The sequence below is a fragment of the Pseudorhodobacter wandonensis genome (genome assembly GCF_001202035.1).
Classification (GTDB): Bacteria; Pseudomonadota; Alphaproteobacteria; order Rhodobacterales; family Rhodobacteraceae; genus Pseudorhodobacter; species Pseudorhodobacter wandonensis.
Window position 1 is genome coordinate 1 of record NZ_LGHT01000044.1, and the last position, 18,920, is coordinate 18,920.

Annotated in this window: 9 protein-coding genes; 5 read left to right on the forward strand and 4 right to left on the reverse strand. The window is 59.6% G+C overall.

The genetic code is table 11. From position 1 onward, the window contains the following. Positions 1 to 44: 44 nt before the first annotated feature. The gene (pbpC, locus tag AKU79_RS15110) at positions 45 to 2,093 is read right to left on the reverse strand and encodes a penicillin-binding protein 1C (RefSeq protein WP_050524421.1); all 2,049 of its coding nucleotides are present in this window, start codon (positions 2,091 to 2,093) and stop codon (positions 45 to 47) included. Continuing rightward, entirely contained in the window at positions 2,093 to 7,549 is a 5,457-nt protein-coding gene (locus AKU79_RS15115; RefSeq protein WP_050524422.1) for an alpha-2-macroglobulin family protein, read from the reverse strand. Before AKU79_RS15115 ends, pbpC begins: the two co-directional genes overlap by 1 nt. A 245-nt stretch (positions 7,550 to 7,794) precedes the next feature. On the opposite strand from AKU79_RS15115, the gene AKU79_RS15125 reads away from it, so the two are divergent. After that, positions 7,795 to 10,350 (forward strand): response regulator, encoded by a 2,556-nt coding sequence (locus tag AKU79_RS15125; RefSeq protein ID WP_050524829.1) that lies wholly within the window; start codon positions 7,795 to 7,797, stop codon positions 10,348 to 10,350. Between the two features lie 62 nt (positions 10,351 to 10,412). On the opposite strand, the gene AKU79_RS15130 is transcribed toward AKU79_RS15125, so the two are convergent. Continuing rightward, positions 10,413 to 12,761 (reverse strand): DEAD/DEAH box helicase, encoded by a 2,349-nt coding sequence (locus AKU79_RS15130; RefSeq protein ID WP_050524424.1) that lies wholly within the window; start codon positions 12,759 to 12,761, stop codon positions 10,413 to 10,415. A 339-nt stretch (positions 12,762 to 13,100) separates the two neighbouring features. Further along, on the reverse strand, positions 13,101 to 13,508 hold the full coding sequence (locus tag AKU79_RS19370) for a hypothetical protein (protein ID WP_197087363.1): 408 nt from the start codon (positions 13,506 to 13,508) through the stop codon (positions 13,101 to 13,103). Positions 13,509 to 13,555: 47 nt separating this feature from the next. Between AKU79_RS19370 and AKU79_RS15135 the strand changes: the two genes are divergently transcribed. The 4 genes from AKU79_RS15135 (at position 13,556) to AKU79_RS15150 (ending at position 18,898) form a co-directional block, all read left to right on the forward strand. Further along, a complete protein-coding gene (locus AKU79_RS15135; RefSeq protein WP_050524425.1) occupies positions 13,556 to 14,512 on the forward strand; it encodes a TAXI family TRAP transporter solute-binding subunit in 957 nt (318 codons plus the stop codon). A gap of 131 nt (positions 14,513 to 14,643) precedes the next feature. Then, positions 14,644 to 17,385 carry a TRAP transporter permease gene (locus AKU79_RS15140; RefSeq protein ID WP_050524426.1) on the forward strand — a complete coding sequence of 914 codons (2,742 nt, stop codon included), beginning with the start codon at positions 14,644 to 14,646 and terminating at the stop codon, positions 17,383 to 17,385. Between the two features lie 10 nt (positions 17,386 to 17,395). Continuing rightward, on the forward strand, positions 17,396 to 17,824 hold the full coding sequence (locus tag AKU79_RS15145) for a universal stress protein (RefSeq protein WP_050524427.1): 429 nt from the start codon (positions 17,396 to 17,398) through the stop codon (positions 17,822 to 17,824). Between the two features lie 60 nt (positions 17,825 to 17,884). Continuing rightward, the gene (locus AKU79_RS15150; RefSeq protein WP_082224069.1) at positions 17,885 to 18,898 is read left to right on the forward strand and encodes a carbon-nitrogen hydrolase family protein; all 1,014 of its coding nucleotides are present in this window, start codon (positions 17,885 to 17,887) and stop codon (positions 18,896 to 18,898) included. Positions 18,899 to 18,920: the final 22 nt, after the last annotated feature.

The following is an 18,920-nucleotide window of genomic DNA, read 5'->3' on the forward strand; positions in this document are numbered from 1 at the left end:
GGGTCTGGGGGAGGGGCAGACAGCCCCTCCCCCAGCGCCGGCCACTAGCGTAACCTAACCCGCGCGCGCGCCGATCTGCCAACCCCGTCAATTACCGACAAAACCACAAACCCCGGCCCCGCCATCGGCACCACACTATCGCGCCCGCGCGCCGCCACGACTAAGGGCTGCCCATCGGCCAACCATGTAAACGGCCCCACCCCGCCGCGTACCCGCAGCAGCAAACCGCCTTCCATCAGCTCTACTTCCGCCCCGTCGGGCGGAAAGGCCACCGCAGGCGCGTCCGCCACCTCAAACGCGGCCGCGCGCGCCCGAAACTGCCGCAACGGCTGCGGCAAACCGGCATTGGCCACCATCAAGGTCGCGGCCGGGGGCGCTGGCAAAGGCTCTAACCCCCGTTTCAACCGCGCAAAGGCCTGAAACAACACCGGCGCCGCAAGATCACCACCAAAGGCCCCCGGCACAGGCGTGCCATCGGCCCGCCCCATCCAGACGCCAATCACATGCGCCCCGTCAAAGCCAATCGCCCAGGCATCGCGGTGCCCGTAGCTGGTGCCGGTTTTATAGGCCAATCGGTTCACTGGCGCACCCGCAGGCGGTGGCATGCCCGATAGGATATCGCCCACCTCCCACGCCGCCACCGCCGACAGCACGCGCACGCCATCAACACCCGCACCCGTCACCCACAACGGCCGTGCCACCCCGCCACGCGCAATCGAGGCGTAGAGGCTGACCATATCCTCAAGCGTCACGCCCAGCCCGCCCAGCGCGATCGCCAGCCCCGGCTTGCCCCCCGGCACCCGCGCATCTACCCCCGCGCGGTGCATCGCCGCCAACAGTTTGGCGGGCCCCAAAGCGTCGGTCAGCGCCACCACGGGCAGGTTTAGTGACAGTTGCAGCGCCTCACGCACCCGCACCATACCGCGAAACACCTTGTCAAAATTCTGCGGCGCATAGCCGCCAAAATCCATCGGCCTATCTTCGATCAAGGTTTCGGGATGCGCCAGCCCCGCATCAAAGGCCAAGCCATAGACCAGCGGCTTTAGCGTAGACCCCGGGCTGCGCCACGCCCGCGTCATATCAACAAAGCCTTGCCGCGCGTCGGCACGGTAGGCCGCCGACCCCACACTCGCCAGCATTTCACCCGAGCGATGATCGGCGACGACAATCGCCACCTGCAGCCGATCACCTTGGGCCGCGACCGCCTGTGCGGCCAACTCCTCCAAACGCGCTTGCAATGCGGCGTCAATTGTTGTGCGGTGCAGGGCTGCATCCGGCGCTGCCGCGACAACCCTGTCGGCGACATGCGGGGCCAGCGCCGGAAAATCGCGCCGGACCAGCGGTACAGCCTCTCGCTGCGCCGCCGCTGCTTGATCGGCGCTTATCACGCCTGCCGCCACCGCTCGGGCCAGCACCTTTGCCCGTGCCGCGCTTGCGACATCGGGCGCGCGGTCGGGTCTGCGGGTTTCGGGCGATTGCGGCAGGGCCACCAACAGCGCCGATTGCGCAGGCGTCAACCGCTTTGGTTCCTTGCCGAAATAGGCGAGTGACGCCGCCCGCACACCTTCCAGATTGCCGCCATATGGCGCGATTTCATAGTAAAGTTGCAAAATCTGCGCCTTGCTCAGCCGCCGTTCCAGCGCCAGTGCCACCCGCGCTTGCCGCAGCTTGCCCGCCAATTGGCCGGTCCCAGAATCCTCGAGCAACCGCGCAACCTGCATCGTCAGGGTTGAGCCCCCCGAAACCACGCGGCCATGGCGCAATGCCTGCCCCAAGGCACGCGCCAGCGCCCAAGGGTCTACGCCCGCGTGGCTGTAAAACCGCTTATCCTCATAGGCCACCAACACGGCGGTAAAACCGGCATCTACCGCCCCCTCGGCCACCGCCATGCGCCAGCGCCCTTCGGCCACAGTATAGGCGCGCAGCAAGCGCCCATCACGGGCAAGCACCTCGACCGAGGTTTCGATCGCCAGATCAGGCAGAACCGTTGCATCGACCCACCTGTCGCCTGCATCCCGCGCAATGGCCCCTGCCCAAAGGGCAAAGGCCAATGCGAACAGAGGCCGTGCCTTGAAAACCGGCGCGCGCAGCATCACTCGGTAATGGAAACGCGGCCCGCATCGGATTGGGCGCGGTAATCGGGGCGGTACATATCCTCAACAGATGCCGCCGGATGGTGGAAGTTGCCCGGCGAGACCGCCCGTACCACATAGGCCAGACGGAAACTGTCACTGCCGCTCCAATCCACGGCCGTCAGGAAACGGTCTTGGCGGAACTCGCTATGCGCCACATCGTTTTGCACATCCAGCCAGTCAAACCCGCCCACATCGCCACCGCGCAGCAGGTTGGGGTTATCAATCTCAAACCCTGCGGGCAGTGGGTCAGCCACCATTAGCCGCGCCTCGGCGGTGCCAAAGGGGATGACTTCCAGCACCACAACCAAGCGTTCACCCGCCTTTACCCCACCGTCGAGCGACACAGGTTCGCCCTCGATCGTGTAATAACTGCGTGTGATCGCATAGCCGTTGCCACCCGCCGGCCCAGGAACCTCGGGCACGCCGTAGGCTGTCAGCGTCAGGGTAGTGGGTTTGCCGGAGCCATTGGCCACTGCGACGGTTTGCGCGTCACCTGCCTTTAGCACCCGCACCAAAGGCCCATCAACCGCGGCACCGTTCAGTGTGATGCCATCGGTTCCGGGCCGGTCGATCAGCGCATTGGCGGCAAGAAGCGTCCACGTCGCCTCTTGCGTAGACAGGTTGCGCCCATTGGGCCGCAAGGCCACGGCCAGCGCTTCACGGTCCAACACGTTGGACCCTGCCTCAACCGCCAATGTCAGCACTGCTGCGGCGTCACGGCGGCTGCTGCCGTAATCGGCGCGATAGCTTTGCACATCATTATAGGACTGATACGCAGCGATCCGCGCACCGGCACGTGTGAACATCGCATCGGCGCGGCGTTGGTCGCCGTAATTGGCCAGTGCCGCCCCCAGTTGTGCCTGCGCAATCGGGGTGGCAAAAGCATCGGCCTTTACATCGGCATAATAACGCAAATCACCAATCGCCGCCGCCCCTTCGCGGGCCAGAACCATCAACGCATAGGCCAATGCCTCGCCGCCCTCATCAAAGTCGGACGCATAGTTCACACGGTTGCGCAGGTTATCCAAAGCCGAGCGGAACGCGACATCCGGCACAGCATAACCCTGTGCGCGCGCACGGCTTAGGAAGTCGGTAACATAGGCATCCAGCCACGCATCGCCTTGGCTTGGCCCCCAAAGGCCAAAGCCACCTTCGGAGCCTTGGTTTGTTAGCACCTCGGCCACGGCTTGGGTGATGCGGGTGCTGATATTATCTGCCCCTTTCAACTGCATCGCCTGCGCCACTTGGTCAAAATAGATCAGCGGCAAGGCACGTGAAGTGATCTGTTCGGTACAACCGTAGGGATAGCGGTCCAACGCCGCCAGCAGCCCCGGCGCATCCAACCGCGCAATCGGGCCGACAGCCATCGTGGCAAGGCCAGACCCCGCCGCAAACCCGTCAAACGCCGCTTGATCCAGCGTAAAGGTTTGACCCGCCGCCAGTTCCAGCCGCGTGGTGCGGGCGATTTCGGGGTCGCCGCGTTGAACGGGAATCTGCAAGGTTTTGGTCAGTTGTTTGCCATCAGGTGTGGTCAGCGCTACCGATACCGACTGCACGCCTTCGGCCCCCGCCGTGACAGGCACCGAAAACACGGCTTTGCCGCCCTCGGCCAGGTCAAAGCCCGAAGGCACTGCGCCCAGCGTCAAACCATTGGCAGTCACATCCAGCCCCATGCGACCCGCTGGTCCCTTGGCATGGACAATTTCCAGCAACATCCGGCTTTGATCACCCGGCGCCATAAAGCGCGGCACGGATGCGGTGACAACCACAGGGTCGCGCACCAACACATCAGCCTGCGCCTGCCCGACACCGGTTTTTGACCAGACAACCGCAATCACCCGCACAGTCCCGTTAAACGAGGGCAGATCAAACGTGGCACGGGCATAGCCATCGGCCGCAACAGTGACAGGGCCGGTGAAATAGGCTACCAGCTCTTCGGTCGGAGGCGGTGCCTCTAGCCGCGCTTGGCCCGCACTGTCACCACCCGACCGCACCGTGCCTTCCGCGCCATTCAACCCGTCGATCAAGCGGCCATAAACATCCCGAATGCCCACGCCCAGCTTGCGTTGACCAAAGTAATGCGCCTTTGGGTCAGGTGATTTAAACGACGTCAGGTTCAAAATCCCCACGTCTACTGCCGCGATTGTGGCATAGGCGGTATCGCCTGCTTTCAACCCGTCTACCTTTACTGCAACCTCCATCGGGCCGCGCGGGGCGACTTCGGCACCAACCTCAATCACTGCGTTCAACGCCTTTTCACCGGGGTCGATGCTGGCATGGGCAAGGCCCATCGCACGGGCAGGGTTGCGGCCCGCAGCCACATCCATTGGCCGCAACACGGACGCGGTGACATAGACACCGGCGCCCCATTCGGACGTTACATCCAACGGGATGATATTCTCGCCCTCGGTTACCTCAACCATCTTCATCGTGACCAAGCGGTTGGACAGAACCGACACCAGCGCTGTACCTGCAGCCCGTGGCACAATGCGCAACTGCGCCACATCGCCGGGCGCAAAGGCCGGTTTATCCAGTGACAGTTCCAGCGTGTCAGGCGTTGCGGTTACATCGGCAGGCGCATACCAACCGGCATAGAACTGCTGCGTGGTCGAGGCATTGCCGCCATCCGTTTGCACAACCTCCAGCTCGTATTCGCCCCACTGCACTGCGCCCGAAATATCCAGCGGTGCCGCGCCCAAGTCGGCCACACCATCGGCTACTCGTTCGCGGTTGGTTACTGGTTCCCAGTACCAATTTCCATATTCCTGATACCACTGATAGCGGGTCTCAATGCGTGATAGCTCCCATTTCACTGCCATTGGAACGGGGGTTTCATTTGGCCCCACTGCTACAACAGAAAACCGCGCGTCTGAGCCTTCTGAGACCACGCCATCAAACAGCGGCTTTACCCCGATCATCGCGGCCGAGGGCTGCAAAGCGCGGGTGATGCGGCGTTCCACCGGCCGGCCCGAGCCTTCGGCAACCCGCGCCACAACGATAATCTCCATCGGGCGCGCCGGGTCTGGCACATCGGTCATGGCCAAGGATACCACTGCATGGCCATCGCTATCGGTCATGTCCCCGCCAAACCCTTCCATACGGGTGTTGAACGGTTCATCCGCGCGGCCGAATGTGTAGCCGGGAAAGGCCGCAAGGCCCTTGGCGGCACGCAAGATCACATCACCTTCGATCGCCAGATCGGCACCGGGGGCGCCGAACAGATACTTGGCATCCACTGTCAAATCGGGCGTATCGCCCAGCCGGATCGGGGTTTCGGGCAGGGCGAGCGTGAAATCGATCCGCTCGGGCAAGAAATCCTCAACCAGAAAGGTTTTCGCGGCCAAGGGGGCTGCATCCAGATCGGCCAGCAGTTCCAACCGCCATGTCCCACGCGGCGCACTGCCTGCGATGGGCAGAGCAAAGACATGGCCACCGCCGCCCGCATCCTCGGCCAAGGCGCGGGAATATTCGACGCCGTCAGGGCGTTTTACAATCGCGGTCAAGGGCAAGCCATCAATCGCCGCTGCGTCGGCATCCCGTGCCAACGCTGTCGCATAGACGGTTTCACCGGCATGATAGGCGCCCCGATCCGTGGTCAAAAACACGTCAATCGGCGGGGCAGGTTCGCGCCCTTCGACGCCGCGATCGGACAGGTCAAACTCCGGGTCCGTCAGCGACAAAAACGCCATGTCGTCGGCGCCATCCTTAGCCACCAGCATCGCAGGCGCCAGCGCCCCTGTGCCGCGCGTCAAAGCAGCCGGAAACACGGCATAGCCCTGCGCATCGGTCGCGACAGTGCCCAACACTTCGTTGCTGCGGCTGAGCAATTCTACCGAAACCCCCGGCTTTGCCCCCGCCGTGCCAAGACTGCGGATGACAACATGCAACCCGTCAATCCCCGACAATGACGTGATGCCCAGATCAGAGACCACAAACCACTGCCACGCCGGGGCCACCTCATCACCATACGTGCCGGGTATCTGCGCCCGCAGTGCAAAAATGCCGGCACCTTGGCCCGCCAAAGCCGCGGTCATCGGCAGGCGGGTGGTCATATCCTTGTTCACCTCAACCGCCAGATCGGCCTCGCCTTTCCAGATTTCCGCGCCGACACCGCGGGCAAAATCATCCTCGCGCCAATAAGACATCGGTTCGCCGAAATAATCGCCCTGAATGGCGCGCAGGATGTTGCGGTCGGTCACACGAAACAGCGTCAGATCAACCTTGGCGGCATTGACCGATTCCACCGGCAGCGCAGCCCCATCATCCAGTTTTGGCAACACATAGGCCCGCCCCGGAAAGCGCACAGCCGGCGTCCGGTCGCGCACATAGGCGGTAATCGTAACCGGCTTTACCGTGGTCTGACCATCGGCTGCCGGAATACCCGCGCGAAAGGTCAGGCTGTGGCGCTCACCATGCGAAACACCTTCGACACACAACATTTGATCGCCGGATTTTTCGACAGTCAAACCTGCCTGATCGACCTGCACGAATTTTTCGAAATCCACACCGGTTTTGGCAAGGTCATCCGAAAAGGTCGCGCAGATGCGAGGGCGGGCGGAATCGGATTGCACGTCATGCTCGGTAATCCGAAAGCCGTATTTCCCGATGGCCTCATCCAGCGCCACCTCGGTATCGCTGCGCGGCTGGATTTCTTGCGCCAATCGCAGCGCAGGCACCATGTCGCGGCCACGGCCACGCGCCTCTAGCATCTCGGCCATTTCAACCAACAGCGTATGCTGCAAACCGGGCGAGGTTGCGCGCAGATAGCCGTTGATGCTGGCGTTCAAGGCGCGTTCCTGCAGTTCACTGCGGGAATTCGGATTGCTGATCGCTGCCACCTGCAACAGCCGTGCATATTCGGCCCAATCCTCGGCGGCATCGGTCAGGTTCAGCGCCGCCCCGACAAAAGAGCTGGCCCGCAACACGCTGCCTTGCGCCTCTTCGGCCCGTGCGGCCTCCATATGCTCGGCCGCGCTCCACGGGCCAGTCAAATGCCGCGCGGCAAGCCCTTCGGCCAAGGCTTTGGCATCTGAAAAATCGCCAGGGTTCAGAAAGGTCAGTTGCTTTGACCGGGTCTGCGCAAGGTCCGTGGCCCCCGGCGCGGACGAAACCACAAACGCCGAAAACGCACCGGCATAATCCGTAGGCGACCCAGGCCCGGCCTTTAGAAAACAAGAGCCATTGCGCGCATTAAACGTAAATGCTGTGCACGATTTGTTGGACAAACACGCCCTTTGGCACGCCTCCAGCACGGTATCGAACAAGGTCGCAATATCGCCACCGGGCAAATCGACGTCGCGGGTCATGACAAACCGCTTTTCCGGTACCAAATCTTGCGCTGTGCTGATCGCGGGCAGACCGAGCGCCAAAACAGCTGCGACGACACCGAAGCCGATTCTCTGAAACAATTTCATTCTAAAAACCCCTAACGAAAATAATCCGGGGCAGTGCGTCATGCCAAACCAACAAACCCGCCGCTGCCCAAAAATGCCCGCAAGCTTGCAATAACTCTGCCATGCCCCACTGCGATAAAGCAAGGATTCTGGCAAACTCTTTCGCCATTAACCATCGCTTCATCTTGTTGCGCCAATCTTGGACATAGCAAAGGGCAGAAGGCCCGATATGGCCCAAGAATCTGATGGCAATGGTTGAACCGCGTATGGATATCGTAGACAGATTGGCGAAAGAGCGGCGCGCAAGATTAGGGGCAGAACGCCTGCTGGAACAAAAGCAGCGCGAACTTTTCGCCGCCAATGAAAAGCTGGCGCTGCATGCGCGGGCGTTGTCGGAACAAATCGTCGAACAGCGCCATATGACCAAGGCCGCGGTGTCCGAGGCGCAGATGCTCAAAGGCCAGAACTCGCGGTTCATAACGGATCTTGAGGCGGCCCATACCTCGGCCGTGATGGCGGAGCGGCGGCTGCGCGATTCGGTGAATGCCTTGCATGATGGTTTTGCCGTGTTCGACGACAAACACCGGCTTCTGGTCGCCAACCGCGCCTACCTTTCTCCCTATGCCGACTATAATATCGGCCCAGGCACACCCTACCGCGAGATTCTGAAACTGACGGCTGAGGAAGGTATGGTGAACTTGGGCGAGGAAAGCCCCGCCGAATGGGTGGAACGTATGTTGGCCCGCTGGGACAATGACCCAATTCCGCATGAAACAGTTCAAACCACCAACGGCCAGTGGCTGCGGCTTGTGGATCGGCGGGCACGCGATGGCGATATGGTTTGCGTGGCGTTGAACACCACCCAGCAAATGCGCATTTGGGCCGCATTAGAGGCGATTCCCGATGGGTTTGTGCTGTTTGACCGCGAAGAAAGGCTGCTGGCCTGCAACCAGCGCTACAAGGAAATTTACCCGGAAAGCGCAGCCCTGATGACCCCTGGCATCAGTTATGAGCAAATTCTGCGCGCCGGCGTCACCGCAGGCGTCTATGCCGATGCAGCCGGACGCGAGGAAGCCTGGATTGAAGAACGCATCGGCCAGCCGCTGACTGGCCCTATCGTGCGCGAACAAGAGCTGACAGATGGCCGCTGGCTCCGCGTGCTCGAGCAACCCACCCCCGATGGCGGCCGGGTCGGCCTGCGCGTTGACATCACCCACCAAAAGGAACAACAAGCCGCGCTGGATGAGGCCCGCAAAGCAGCCGAAGCCGCGAACCGCGCCAAATCGGCCTTTCTCGCGAATATGAGCCACGAAATCCGCACCCCGATGAACGGCGTCGTCGGCATGGCCGAACTGCTGTGCGATACCGGCCTGACCGAGGAACAGCGCCTGTTCGCCGAAACCATCCGGTCCTCGGGTGAGGCGCTTTTGGTCATCATCAACGATATTCTGGACTATTCGAAGATTGAAGCCGAACGGCTGACCCTGCACCCCGAACCCTTTGATCTTGAACGTTTGATCCATGAGGTTGCAATGCTGCTGCAACCCAGCGCCCGCGAGCGCGGGCTGGATCTGATGATCGATTATGATCTGTTTTTGCCCACCCGCTTTGTGGGTGATGTTGGTCGCTTGCGGCAGGTTCTGACCAATCTTGTCGGCAATGCTGTGAAGTTCACCGAAGAAGGCCATGTCCTGATCCGCATCGTCGGGTTGGAAAACGATCCGGGCAGCCAGCAGTTGCATATTTCCGTCGAAGATACTGGTATCGGCATTCCCGCCGATCAGCTTGAGCATGTCTTTGGCGAGTTTAATCAGGTTGAATCTGCTGCAAACCGCAAGTTTGAAGGCACCGGCCTTGGCCTCGCAATTTCAAAAAGCCTGATTGAACGGATGGATGGCTCGGTCTGGGTTGACAGCGAGTTGGGCCAAGGCTCTTGCTTTGGCTTTCGCCTGCAACTTCCCATTGCCGAAGATCAGTCTGCCCCGCCCGATCCGGTATTGTTGCGCCGCGCGTTGGTCGTCGATGACCAATTCATCAACCGCACGATACTTGAACGCCAACTGCTGACTTGCGGCATGCAGGTTACGCTGTGTCGTTCAGCTGCCGAAGTTATTGCCGAGCTGGCCCGAGACCGCGATTATGACGTGTTGATAACCGACCATGAAATGCCCGAAATGAACGGGGTACAGCTGGCAGAGAAGCTGCGCGAAACCGGCTATAATATTCCCATCGTCCTGTTTTCTTCAAACCCCGCGGTCGCCCGCGAAGGCAGTGAAAACGCGCAACTTTCGGCGGTCTTGCAAAAGCCGCTGTTGCGGTCCGAGCTGTACCGACGGTTGCGCGGCCTTACGGCACCGCCGCCCGCCCCCCGACCAAAGCCCCCGCAAACCGCTGCCCACCGCGCCATGCGCGTGCTGGCCGCCGAAGACAACCGCACCAACCAGCTTGTTTTTCACAAAATGGTAAAGGATTTGCAGATCGACCTCAGCTTTGCCGATAATGGCCGCGAGGCGGTGGAGATGTTTGCAGACTTGCAGCCTGATCTTATCTTTATGGATATATCCATGCCGGAAATGGATGGAAAAGAGGCCGCCCGCGCAATACGAGAGCGTGAAATCGGCACGGACAGCCATGTGCCAATTATTGCGCTGACCGCCCATGCGATGGATGGGGATGACACGTCGATCCTTGCTTCAGGTATCGACAAATATCTTACCAAACCTTTGCGCAAAACCGCGATCACTGCGGCGCTGGTTGCGCATTGCCCGGTCGATGCCTGGCCGGTCGTTGACCCCGAGGATGCGCAGTCCGAAGTGGCCTGACCCCGGAATGCAAAATGGCCCGGCAGAAAACGCCGGGCCATTTCAAAACTTAAAGCTACTTGTCAGCCCTTTTTCGGCGGCACGAAACGCTTGCTGGTATCATTCGCCCTTGGCTTGGCAGGCTTGGCAAATGTCTTGCCTGCCGGTTTTCCACCTGGTTTGCCAAAGCTCTTGCCCTCGGCGCTGTGCGACTTGAACCCGGCTGACCGCGCTGGACGGCCCTCGCCATCAGGCTTGCCGCCGTGCGATTTGAACCCGGCCGAGCGCGGCTTGGCAGTGCCTTCTTCGGCTTTCCACCGTGGCTTGCGCTCGCCACCGGCTTCGGGGCTGGCGCCGCGTGGCGCATAGGGTTTCGCACCGTCTTCGCGCTTGGCGTAAGGCTTGGCGCCCTCGGCGGCATCAGCCCGTTTGGCATAAGGCTTGCGGGGGGCGGCATCGCGCTTTTCCCACGGCTTGCCGTCACCTTCTTCGCGCTTTACCCAAGGTTTCTTGTCGCCATCGGCCTTTTTTGCATAGGGCTTTTTGTCACCAAAGGATTTGGCACCATCAGCCTTGGCATAGGGCTTTTTCTCGCCATATGGTTTTGCGCCTTCGGCTTTGGCATAGGGCTTGGCCGCACGTTTCGGCTTATCAGCCTCGCGTGCTTCGAACCCTTTTGGCGCGCCATCATCGGACGACCAGTCAGATTTTGCCGCAGGTTCGCGCTTGGTATAGGGTTTACGCTCGGGCATCGGCGCGTCATCTTCGACAAAGCGTGATGGCTTTGGCTTATACGCTGGTTTTTCGCGTGGCGCACGGACTGGGCGTTCAGGGCGATCGCGGTCAATCGCGGGCTCGCCGTCCATCCGTTTCATTTCGACGCCTTCTTCCAGCGCCACACCGGCGCCAAACTTATCGGCGACATCTTTGCCGATCTGCACATAGGTCAGTTCGGTTTGCACGCGAATGGCGCCGATACCGTCTTTGGTAATCCCGCCAGCTTCACAGATTTTCGGCAACAACCAACGTGCTTCGGCGCGGCCCGTATGACCAACCGAAATCGTGTACCAGACCGAGGCACCAAATTCGCCGCGGGGTTTTGGCTCGGGACGCTCGCCCACTTTGGCCACATCCGACAGCACCTCGGGCGAGGACCGGCCTTGACGCCACATGGTCACGAAAGCCTGCGCCACTTGCTCGGCGCCGAAACGGTCCAGCAGAACCTGCGCCAGCGTGCCATCTTCGCCATCATTCGGGCCAAGTGCGGGGTGTTCCAGAATGCGCTGGTCGTCACGTTCCTGCACTTCTTCGGCCGAAGGGGCCGAGCCCCATTCGACAACCAGCTTGGCGCCTTGCACCAAGCGCTGCGCCTTGCGAAATTCGGATGGCACCACGATCAGCGCCGAAACACCTTTGGAACCGGCGCGGCCAGTCCGGCCCGAACGGTGCAACAGGGTTTCCGAGTTGCTGGGCAAATCGGCGTGGATAACCAGATCAAGCCCCGGAAGGTCGATGCCGCGTGCCGCGACATCGGTTGCGATACACACATTGGCGCGACCATTGCGTAGGGCCGACAGCGCGTTCGTGCGCTCGGCTTGGCTCAGCTCACCCGATAGCGCCACAACTTTGAACCCACGGTTGCCCATGCGGCCCATAAGCGAGGTCACAGCCGCGCGGGTTTTGCAGAACACAATCGCGGTCGGCGCCTCATAATAACGCAGCAGGTTGAAAATCGCATTCTCACGGTCGCGCATCTGCACGGAAAGCGCACGGTATTCGATATCGACGTGCTGCTTGGCCTCGCCTGCGGTTTGAATGCGCAGCGCGTCGTTTTGGAATTCTTTGGCCAGTGCCGCGATTGCCTTTGGCACAGTGGCCGAAAACATCAGGGTGCGGCGGTCTTCGGGGGCTTGGGACAGGATATATTCCAGATCGTCGCGGAACCCGAGGTCGAGCATTTCATCCGCTTCATCCAGAACAGCGGCGCGCAGGCCCGACAGATCCAACGATTTGCGGTCAATATGGTCGCGCAGACGGCCCGGTGTACCGACAACAATATGCGCGCCACGGTCAAGCGAGCGTTTCTCGGTCCGGTAATCCATACCGCCAACACAGGTCGCAATCCGCGCGCCAGCCTCACCATAGAGCCAGTCCAGCTCACGCGCCACTTGCAGCGCCAATTCGCGGGTTGGGGCAATGATCAGCGCCATCGGCACATCCGCAAACAAGAACCGGTCGGCCCCGTTCAACAGATCGTTTGCAATCGCAATACCAAAGGCAACCGTTTTGCCCGAACCGGTTTGGGCCGAAACCAGCAAATCGCGGCCTTCGACTTCGGGGGCCAGCATTGCCTCTTGCACAGGGGTAAGGGACGCATAGCCCTTGGCTTCGAGCGCCGCGGCCAATGGCCCGGCGATATTCACATTTTCCATTATCTTCTACCTATCAGGGGGCGTTGCTTTGCCCGTTCAAAGGCCGCTCACCCCTGACTGGCATCGAGCCTCCTCGCCCGCCAGCACCGGAATATCTCTGGGCCAAGCGGGCCATCTACGCGCAAAACTTCGCCGAGTCCACCGAAACCTTGAAGGCGGCGTAATTTCGCCGTTTCAAAGGGCACCGCAATCGCCGATCCACCAAGCCAAAGCGATTTGGCGAAAGCCGCTTTTTGGCCCCGTCACAGAGTTTCGTGCTTTGGCGGAGCCGTGTAGAATCAGCACATTTTCACACTTAACCACCTGTTTTAAGTTATAAAATAGCAGTTTCAGCGGGTATCAAATATGTCTATTGAATTTGAAATTCATCCCCCCTAAGCTGACTTTACAGAATACACGGAACAGTGCTGCAGCCGCTTCATTAATTCCTGTGTTTCGTACATGTTGGGTTAACCAACCTTGGAATTTGCGCAGTATACGAGCAGCCGCCGTGTTGGTCGCATTTCTTTCAGGGAGGTAATCGCCCGACCTGCCATTTGCGCTCCGCAACCGGATTGGTGCTGTTGGAAATAAATTGATCAGATTAAGGTATGGGCGCTGGTCTATGGTTTGGTCTGCACTCAATTCACCCAAGCCGCAAGCCGACTTGCGGGCAACAATAGCAATGGCGGCCAAATGAACTGGCGGTGCGCGCAGGGTCAAACCTGCCAGGCGCGGATCATGCCGAATACCAAGAACCGTAGCCACGAAGGCAGCGGAAGCAAAAACGCTAACCAATGTGACGGGAGTTACACATGACCTATCTGAAATCTCTGGCTCTTGCCGGATCCATGGCACTTGCCACTGCCGCAAGCGCCGAAGAGCGTTTCATCACCATCGGCACCGGCGGCCAAACCGGTGTTTACTTTGTTGTGGGTCAGTCGATCTGCCGCCTCGTGAACCGTGACACGCCCAAAACCGGCCTGAAGTGCACAGCACCTTCGACCGGTGGCTCTATTGCCAACATCAACGCGATCAAGGCGGGTGATATGGATATGGGTGTGGCCCAGTCCGACTGGCAGTACCACGCTTATAACGGCTCGGCCAAATTTGAAGGCGACAAATTTGACAAAGAGCGCGCTGTGTTCTCGGTCCACTCAGAGCCCTTTAACGTGATCGCACGTAACGACGCGAATATCGCGACGTTTGACGATTTGAAGGGCAAGCGCGTTAACGTTGGCAACCCCGGTTCGGGCCAGTTGGCAACTATGGAAGTGGTCTTGGCTGCAAAAGGTTGGACCATGGCCGATTTCGCCTTGGCATCCGAGCTGAAGCCAGCCGAGCAAGCCGCCGCACTGGGCGATAACAAGGTTGACGCGATCATCTATACCGTGGGCAACCCCAATGGCTCGATCCAAGAGGCTGTTTCGACCGTCGACGCGCATCTGGTGCCTGTCACCGGCCCTGAAATCGACAAGCTGATTGCCGACAACCCTTACTATGCCAAAGCGGTTATCCCCGGCGGCATGTACCCAGGTACGCCTGACGATGTGGAAACATTCGGCGTTAAGGCAACCTTTGTCACCTCGGCTGACGTGCCAGATGAGGTGGTTTACGAAGTTGTCAAAGCCGTATTCGACAACTTTGACCGATTCAAAAAGCTGCACCCAGCCTTTGAGAACCTGAAAGAAGAAGAAATGATCAAAGACGGTTTGTCAGCTCCGCTGCACCCCGGCGCGATCAAGTATTACAAAGAGCGCGGCTGGATGTAATCCGCCCCTAGCCCGTGCGCCAACCCGCGCACGGGCAGCTTTCGCGCGTATCCGGCACGCCGCAATTGGCCGGACAGAATTGCAGATAAGAACAAAAACTAGCGCCGTCATGCGGCCAACGGGGATATGCAATGGCACAAAATGATCCAGCACAACACAGCGAAAAAGTCGGGCTGAGCCAAGCCGAGCTTGATGCAATCGTTGCCGCCTCCGATACCGGTGCGCGTGGTACAACAGGGTCAGTCGGGGTGTTCGTCACCGTCATCGCGCTGGCTTGGTCGCTGTTCCAGCTTTGGTTTGCCTCGCCCATCCCGTTCATGATTGGTGCGGGTGTGTTCAACGATACCGAAGCGCGCTCGATCCACCTTGCCTTTGCGCTGTTTCTTGCCTTTGCCGCCTTTCCGGCTGCCAGCACCAAGTTCCAGACCATTCTGGGCGTTGCCGTGCCGATAATCCTTGGCGCGTTGTTCTTTATCTCTGCCAAAGAGGATTCCTCGGTCTGGTGGATCGCCTTGGTCGTTTTGGCGATGGTTGGCGTGGTTCTTCTCGGCTCGCCCAAAGATAAAATCCCCGCATGGGAATGGGCACTGGCTGCCGTTGGCGCCGCCACCGCGCTTTACCTGTTTGTCTATTACCGTGACATTTCCGGCCGCGTTGGCGCGCCGATCACCCAGGATTTTATCGTTTCGGTTATTGGCCTGATGGTGCTGCTTGAGGCCACGCGCCGCGCGTTGGGGCCTGCGCTGATGATCGTAGCGTCGGCATTTCTGGCCTATACCGTGCTGGGCCCGCAGATGCCCGACATCATCGCCCACAAAGGCAACAACCTGTCGGAAATCGTGAACCACCAATGGATCACCACCGAAGGCGTGTTTGGCATCGCCTTGGGCGTGTCTACGTCATTCGTGTTCCTGTTCGTGTTGTTCGGTTCCTTGCTGGATAAAGCCGGCGCCGGTAACTACTTTATTCAGGTCGCGTTTTCCCTGATGGGTCACATGCGCGGCGGCCCGGCCAAAGCGGCGGTTGTATCGTCGGCCATGACCGGCCTGATTTCGGGTTCGTCCATCGCCAACGTGGTCACCACCGGCACCTTTACCATTCCTTTGATGAAAAAGGTCGGCTTTTCCGCTGAAAAGGCCGGCGCGGTCGAGGTTGCCTCATCCGTCAACGGCCAGATCATGCCGCCGGTCATGGGGGCTGCTGCCTTTCTGATGGTCGAATATGTCGGCATCCCGTATTTTGACGTGGTCAAACATGCCTTCTTGCCTGCTGTCATTTCCTACATCGCGCTGGTTTACATCGTGCATCTTGAGGCGATGAAAGCCGGCATGGAAGGCCTGCCCCGCGCCTATACGCCCAAGCCTATCGTGCAACGCCTGATCGGCATCGCCTTTACCATTGCGGTGATCTGCGCGCTGTCACTGGCCGTTTACTATGGCATGGGCTGGATTCGCCCTGCATTCCCGAATGCTGCTGGCTATATCATTTTTGCCTTCATCTCGGCGGCCTATGTTGGCTTGCTCTACATCGCATCCAAAGAAGAACCGCTAGAGCTGGACGACCCGAACGCACCTGTGACCAAACTGCCGTTGCCGGGGCCGACTATCCGCTCGGGCCTGCACTTTATCCTGCCGGTGATTGTGCTGGTTTGGGCGTTGATGGTTGACCGCCTGTCACCCGGCCTGTCAGCGTTTTGGGCGACGATGTATATGGTGTTCATCCTGCTGACCCAACGCCCGATTACCGCCATCATGCGCGGCGAAAGCAACCTTGCACGTGACATCGGTCAAGGCATCACCGACCTGCTGGACGGGTTGGAAACCGGCGCACGCAACATGATCGGTATCGGTATCGCCACGGCGACCGCTGGTATCATCGTAGGCGCCGTCAGCCAAACCGGCGTGGGCTCGGCATTGGCTGATGTGGTTGAGGTGCTGTCTGGTGGCAACCTGATGGGGATTTTGCTGCTGACGGCTGTGCTGTCGCTAATCCTTGGGATGGGCCTGCCGACCACGGCAAACTATATCGTGGTATCGGCACTGTTGGCACCGGTTATCGTCACTTTGGGTCAGCAAAACGGGTTGATCGTGCCGCTGATCGCTGTGCATTTGTTCGTGTTCTACTTTGGCATCATGGCCGATGTTACACCGCCCGTTGGCCTTGCCAGCTTTGCCGCTGCGGCGGTTTCGGGTGGTGACCCGATCAAAACCGGCGTCATTGCGTTTTTCTACAGCCTGCGCACCGCCGCTTTGCCATTCCTTTTCATCTTTAACACCGAGCTGTTGTTGATCGATGTGACAGTTGCGCAAGGCATATTCGTGTTCTGTATCGCGACCATCGCCATGCTGCTATTCGCGGCGGCCACCCAAGGCTGGTTCCTTGTAAAGAACCGCTTTTACGAATCCGCAGCGCTGATCCTGGTGGCTTTCACCCTGTTCCGCCCCGGTTTCTGGATGGACATGGCCTTCCCGCCCTATGCCGAGGAAGCGCCATCTGAAATCGCGGCGGCCGCGGCAAACACCCCGACAGGCGAGGATCTGCGGGTACGTGTTTCAGGCGTCAACGATCTGGGCGACCCGATCGAATTTGTGGCCCTTATTCCGATGGGGAATGAGGCCACAGGCGAAGAACGCCTTGCCGCGGCTGGCCTTGCCTTCCGCAGCGATGGCGACAAGATGCTGATCGACGATGTAGCCTATGACAGCCCCGCCCAAACCGCCGGTTTGGATTGGGATCAAGAGGTATTGCGTGTGTTGCGGCCTGTGTCGGTGCCTTCCAAATACTGGATGTTTATTCCGGCCTTGCTGCTGCTTGCGTTGGTTGTAATGTTGCAACGTGGGCGCGCGCCAAAACGCCGTCCAGTAACTGCCTGAGGAGGTCAAAATGTACAAATCCATCCTCTTGACGATTGATATAAACCAGCCTGCAAGTTGGAAAAAAGCCCTGCCAGATGCGCTAAAGCTCTGCCGTGACTGGGGGGCGAAACTGGATGTCCTGACCGTTGTGCCCGCATATACTATGCCTGTGGTCGAAGGCTTCTTTCCCGCAGATTTTGAAAGCAAAGCGATCCGTAAAACCGGCGCAGATTTAAAAGAGCTGCTGGAAACCCTGATCCCCGATGACCAACACGCCGAGGCGCATGTACGTTCAGGTATCGTCCATGATGAAATTTTGGCTGCAATCAAGGCGATTGGGGCAGATTTGGTGGTTATGGGCAGCCATCCGCCTGACCGGATGCGCGATTTTCTGATCGGATCCAACGCTGACCGGGTTGTCCGTCATTCGCCGGTTTCCGTTTTGGTGGTGCGGTGATAGAAGGCAGGCGAGACGGCGCAGAACCGCGCCGCCGCCCATAACCAATCTGGAAATGAAATGACTCCTTTCGCGATCGCCGGCGTTCAAATGTACGTCAATGCCCTGCAACCCAACGTCGATGGCATGCTGCAACGGCTGGACGTTCTGATGAACGTCTATCCTTGGACACAAATGGTTATGTTCAGTGAGCTGGCCGCCTTTGGCCCGCTGACCAAGCACGCACTGCCCCTGCATAACGAACATATCGAGCGGTTTCAGGCTGCCGCCGTGCGTCACCATATCTGGTTGATCCCCGGCTCGATGTACCAAAAAACCGAAGATGGCCGGATTTTGAACACCTCGGTCGTCATCAACCCTGCGGGCGAGATTGTTAAGACCTATAGCAAGATGTTTCCGTTTATGCCCTATGAAGTGGGGGTTTCGCCGGGGACCGAGTTTTGTATCTTTGACGTGCCGGATGTGGGCCGCTTTGGCCTGTCGATCTGCTATGACGTCTGGTTCCCTGAAACGACACGCCAACTGACCTCGCAAGGGGTTGAGGTGCTACTGCTGCCAATCCTGACAGGTACTGCCGACCGTGACGCCGAAATCGCCATTGCACGTGCAACAGCGGCGCAGTTTCAGTGCTATGTCTTTGGCGTCAATGGCTTGGGCGCTGGTGGTAACGGACGCTCGGTGGTTGTTGACCCGACCTCGACGGTCATCCACTCGTCTGCCGGCCAAGAAGACATGTTCCCGATTGAACTTGATCTTGACCATGTGCGCCGCCAGCGTGCAGCCGGCATGCGCGGATTGGGCCAAGTGCTGAAAAGCTTCCGTGACCGCCCAGTCGATTTCTCGATCTATGACCGGACCAGTGGCACAGATGCCTATTTGCACACATTGGGGCCATTGGAAAAACAGCAGCAAGGCTCGCGCGCCGAGCTGCAAATCGATCAGCGAAATGTGGTGCTCGGCTCTGCCGAGGCCGAAGCAGTGGGTTTCGGCGCACCGCAACCAAAAGGGGTGGCACCGATCACCGGCATAGATATGCCGGGCGCGGGGTTGTCTGGTAAAACAATTACCGGCTAACACGGGCGCAGGCCTGTTGCCT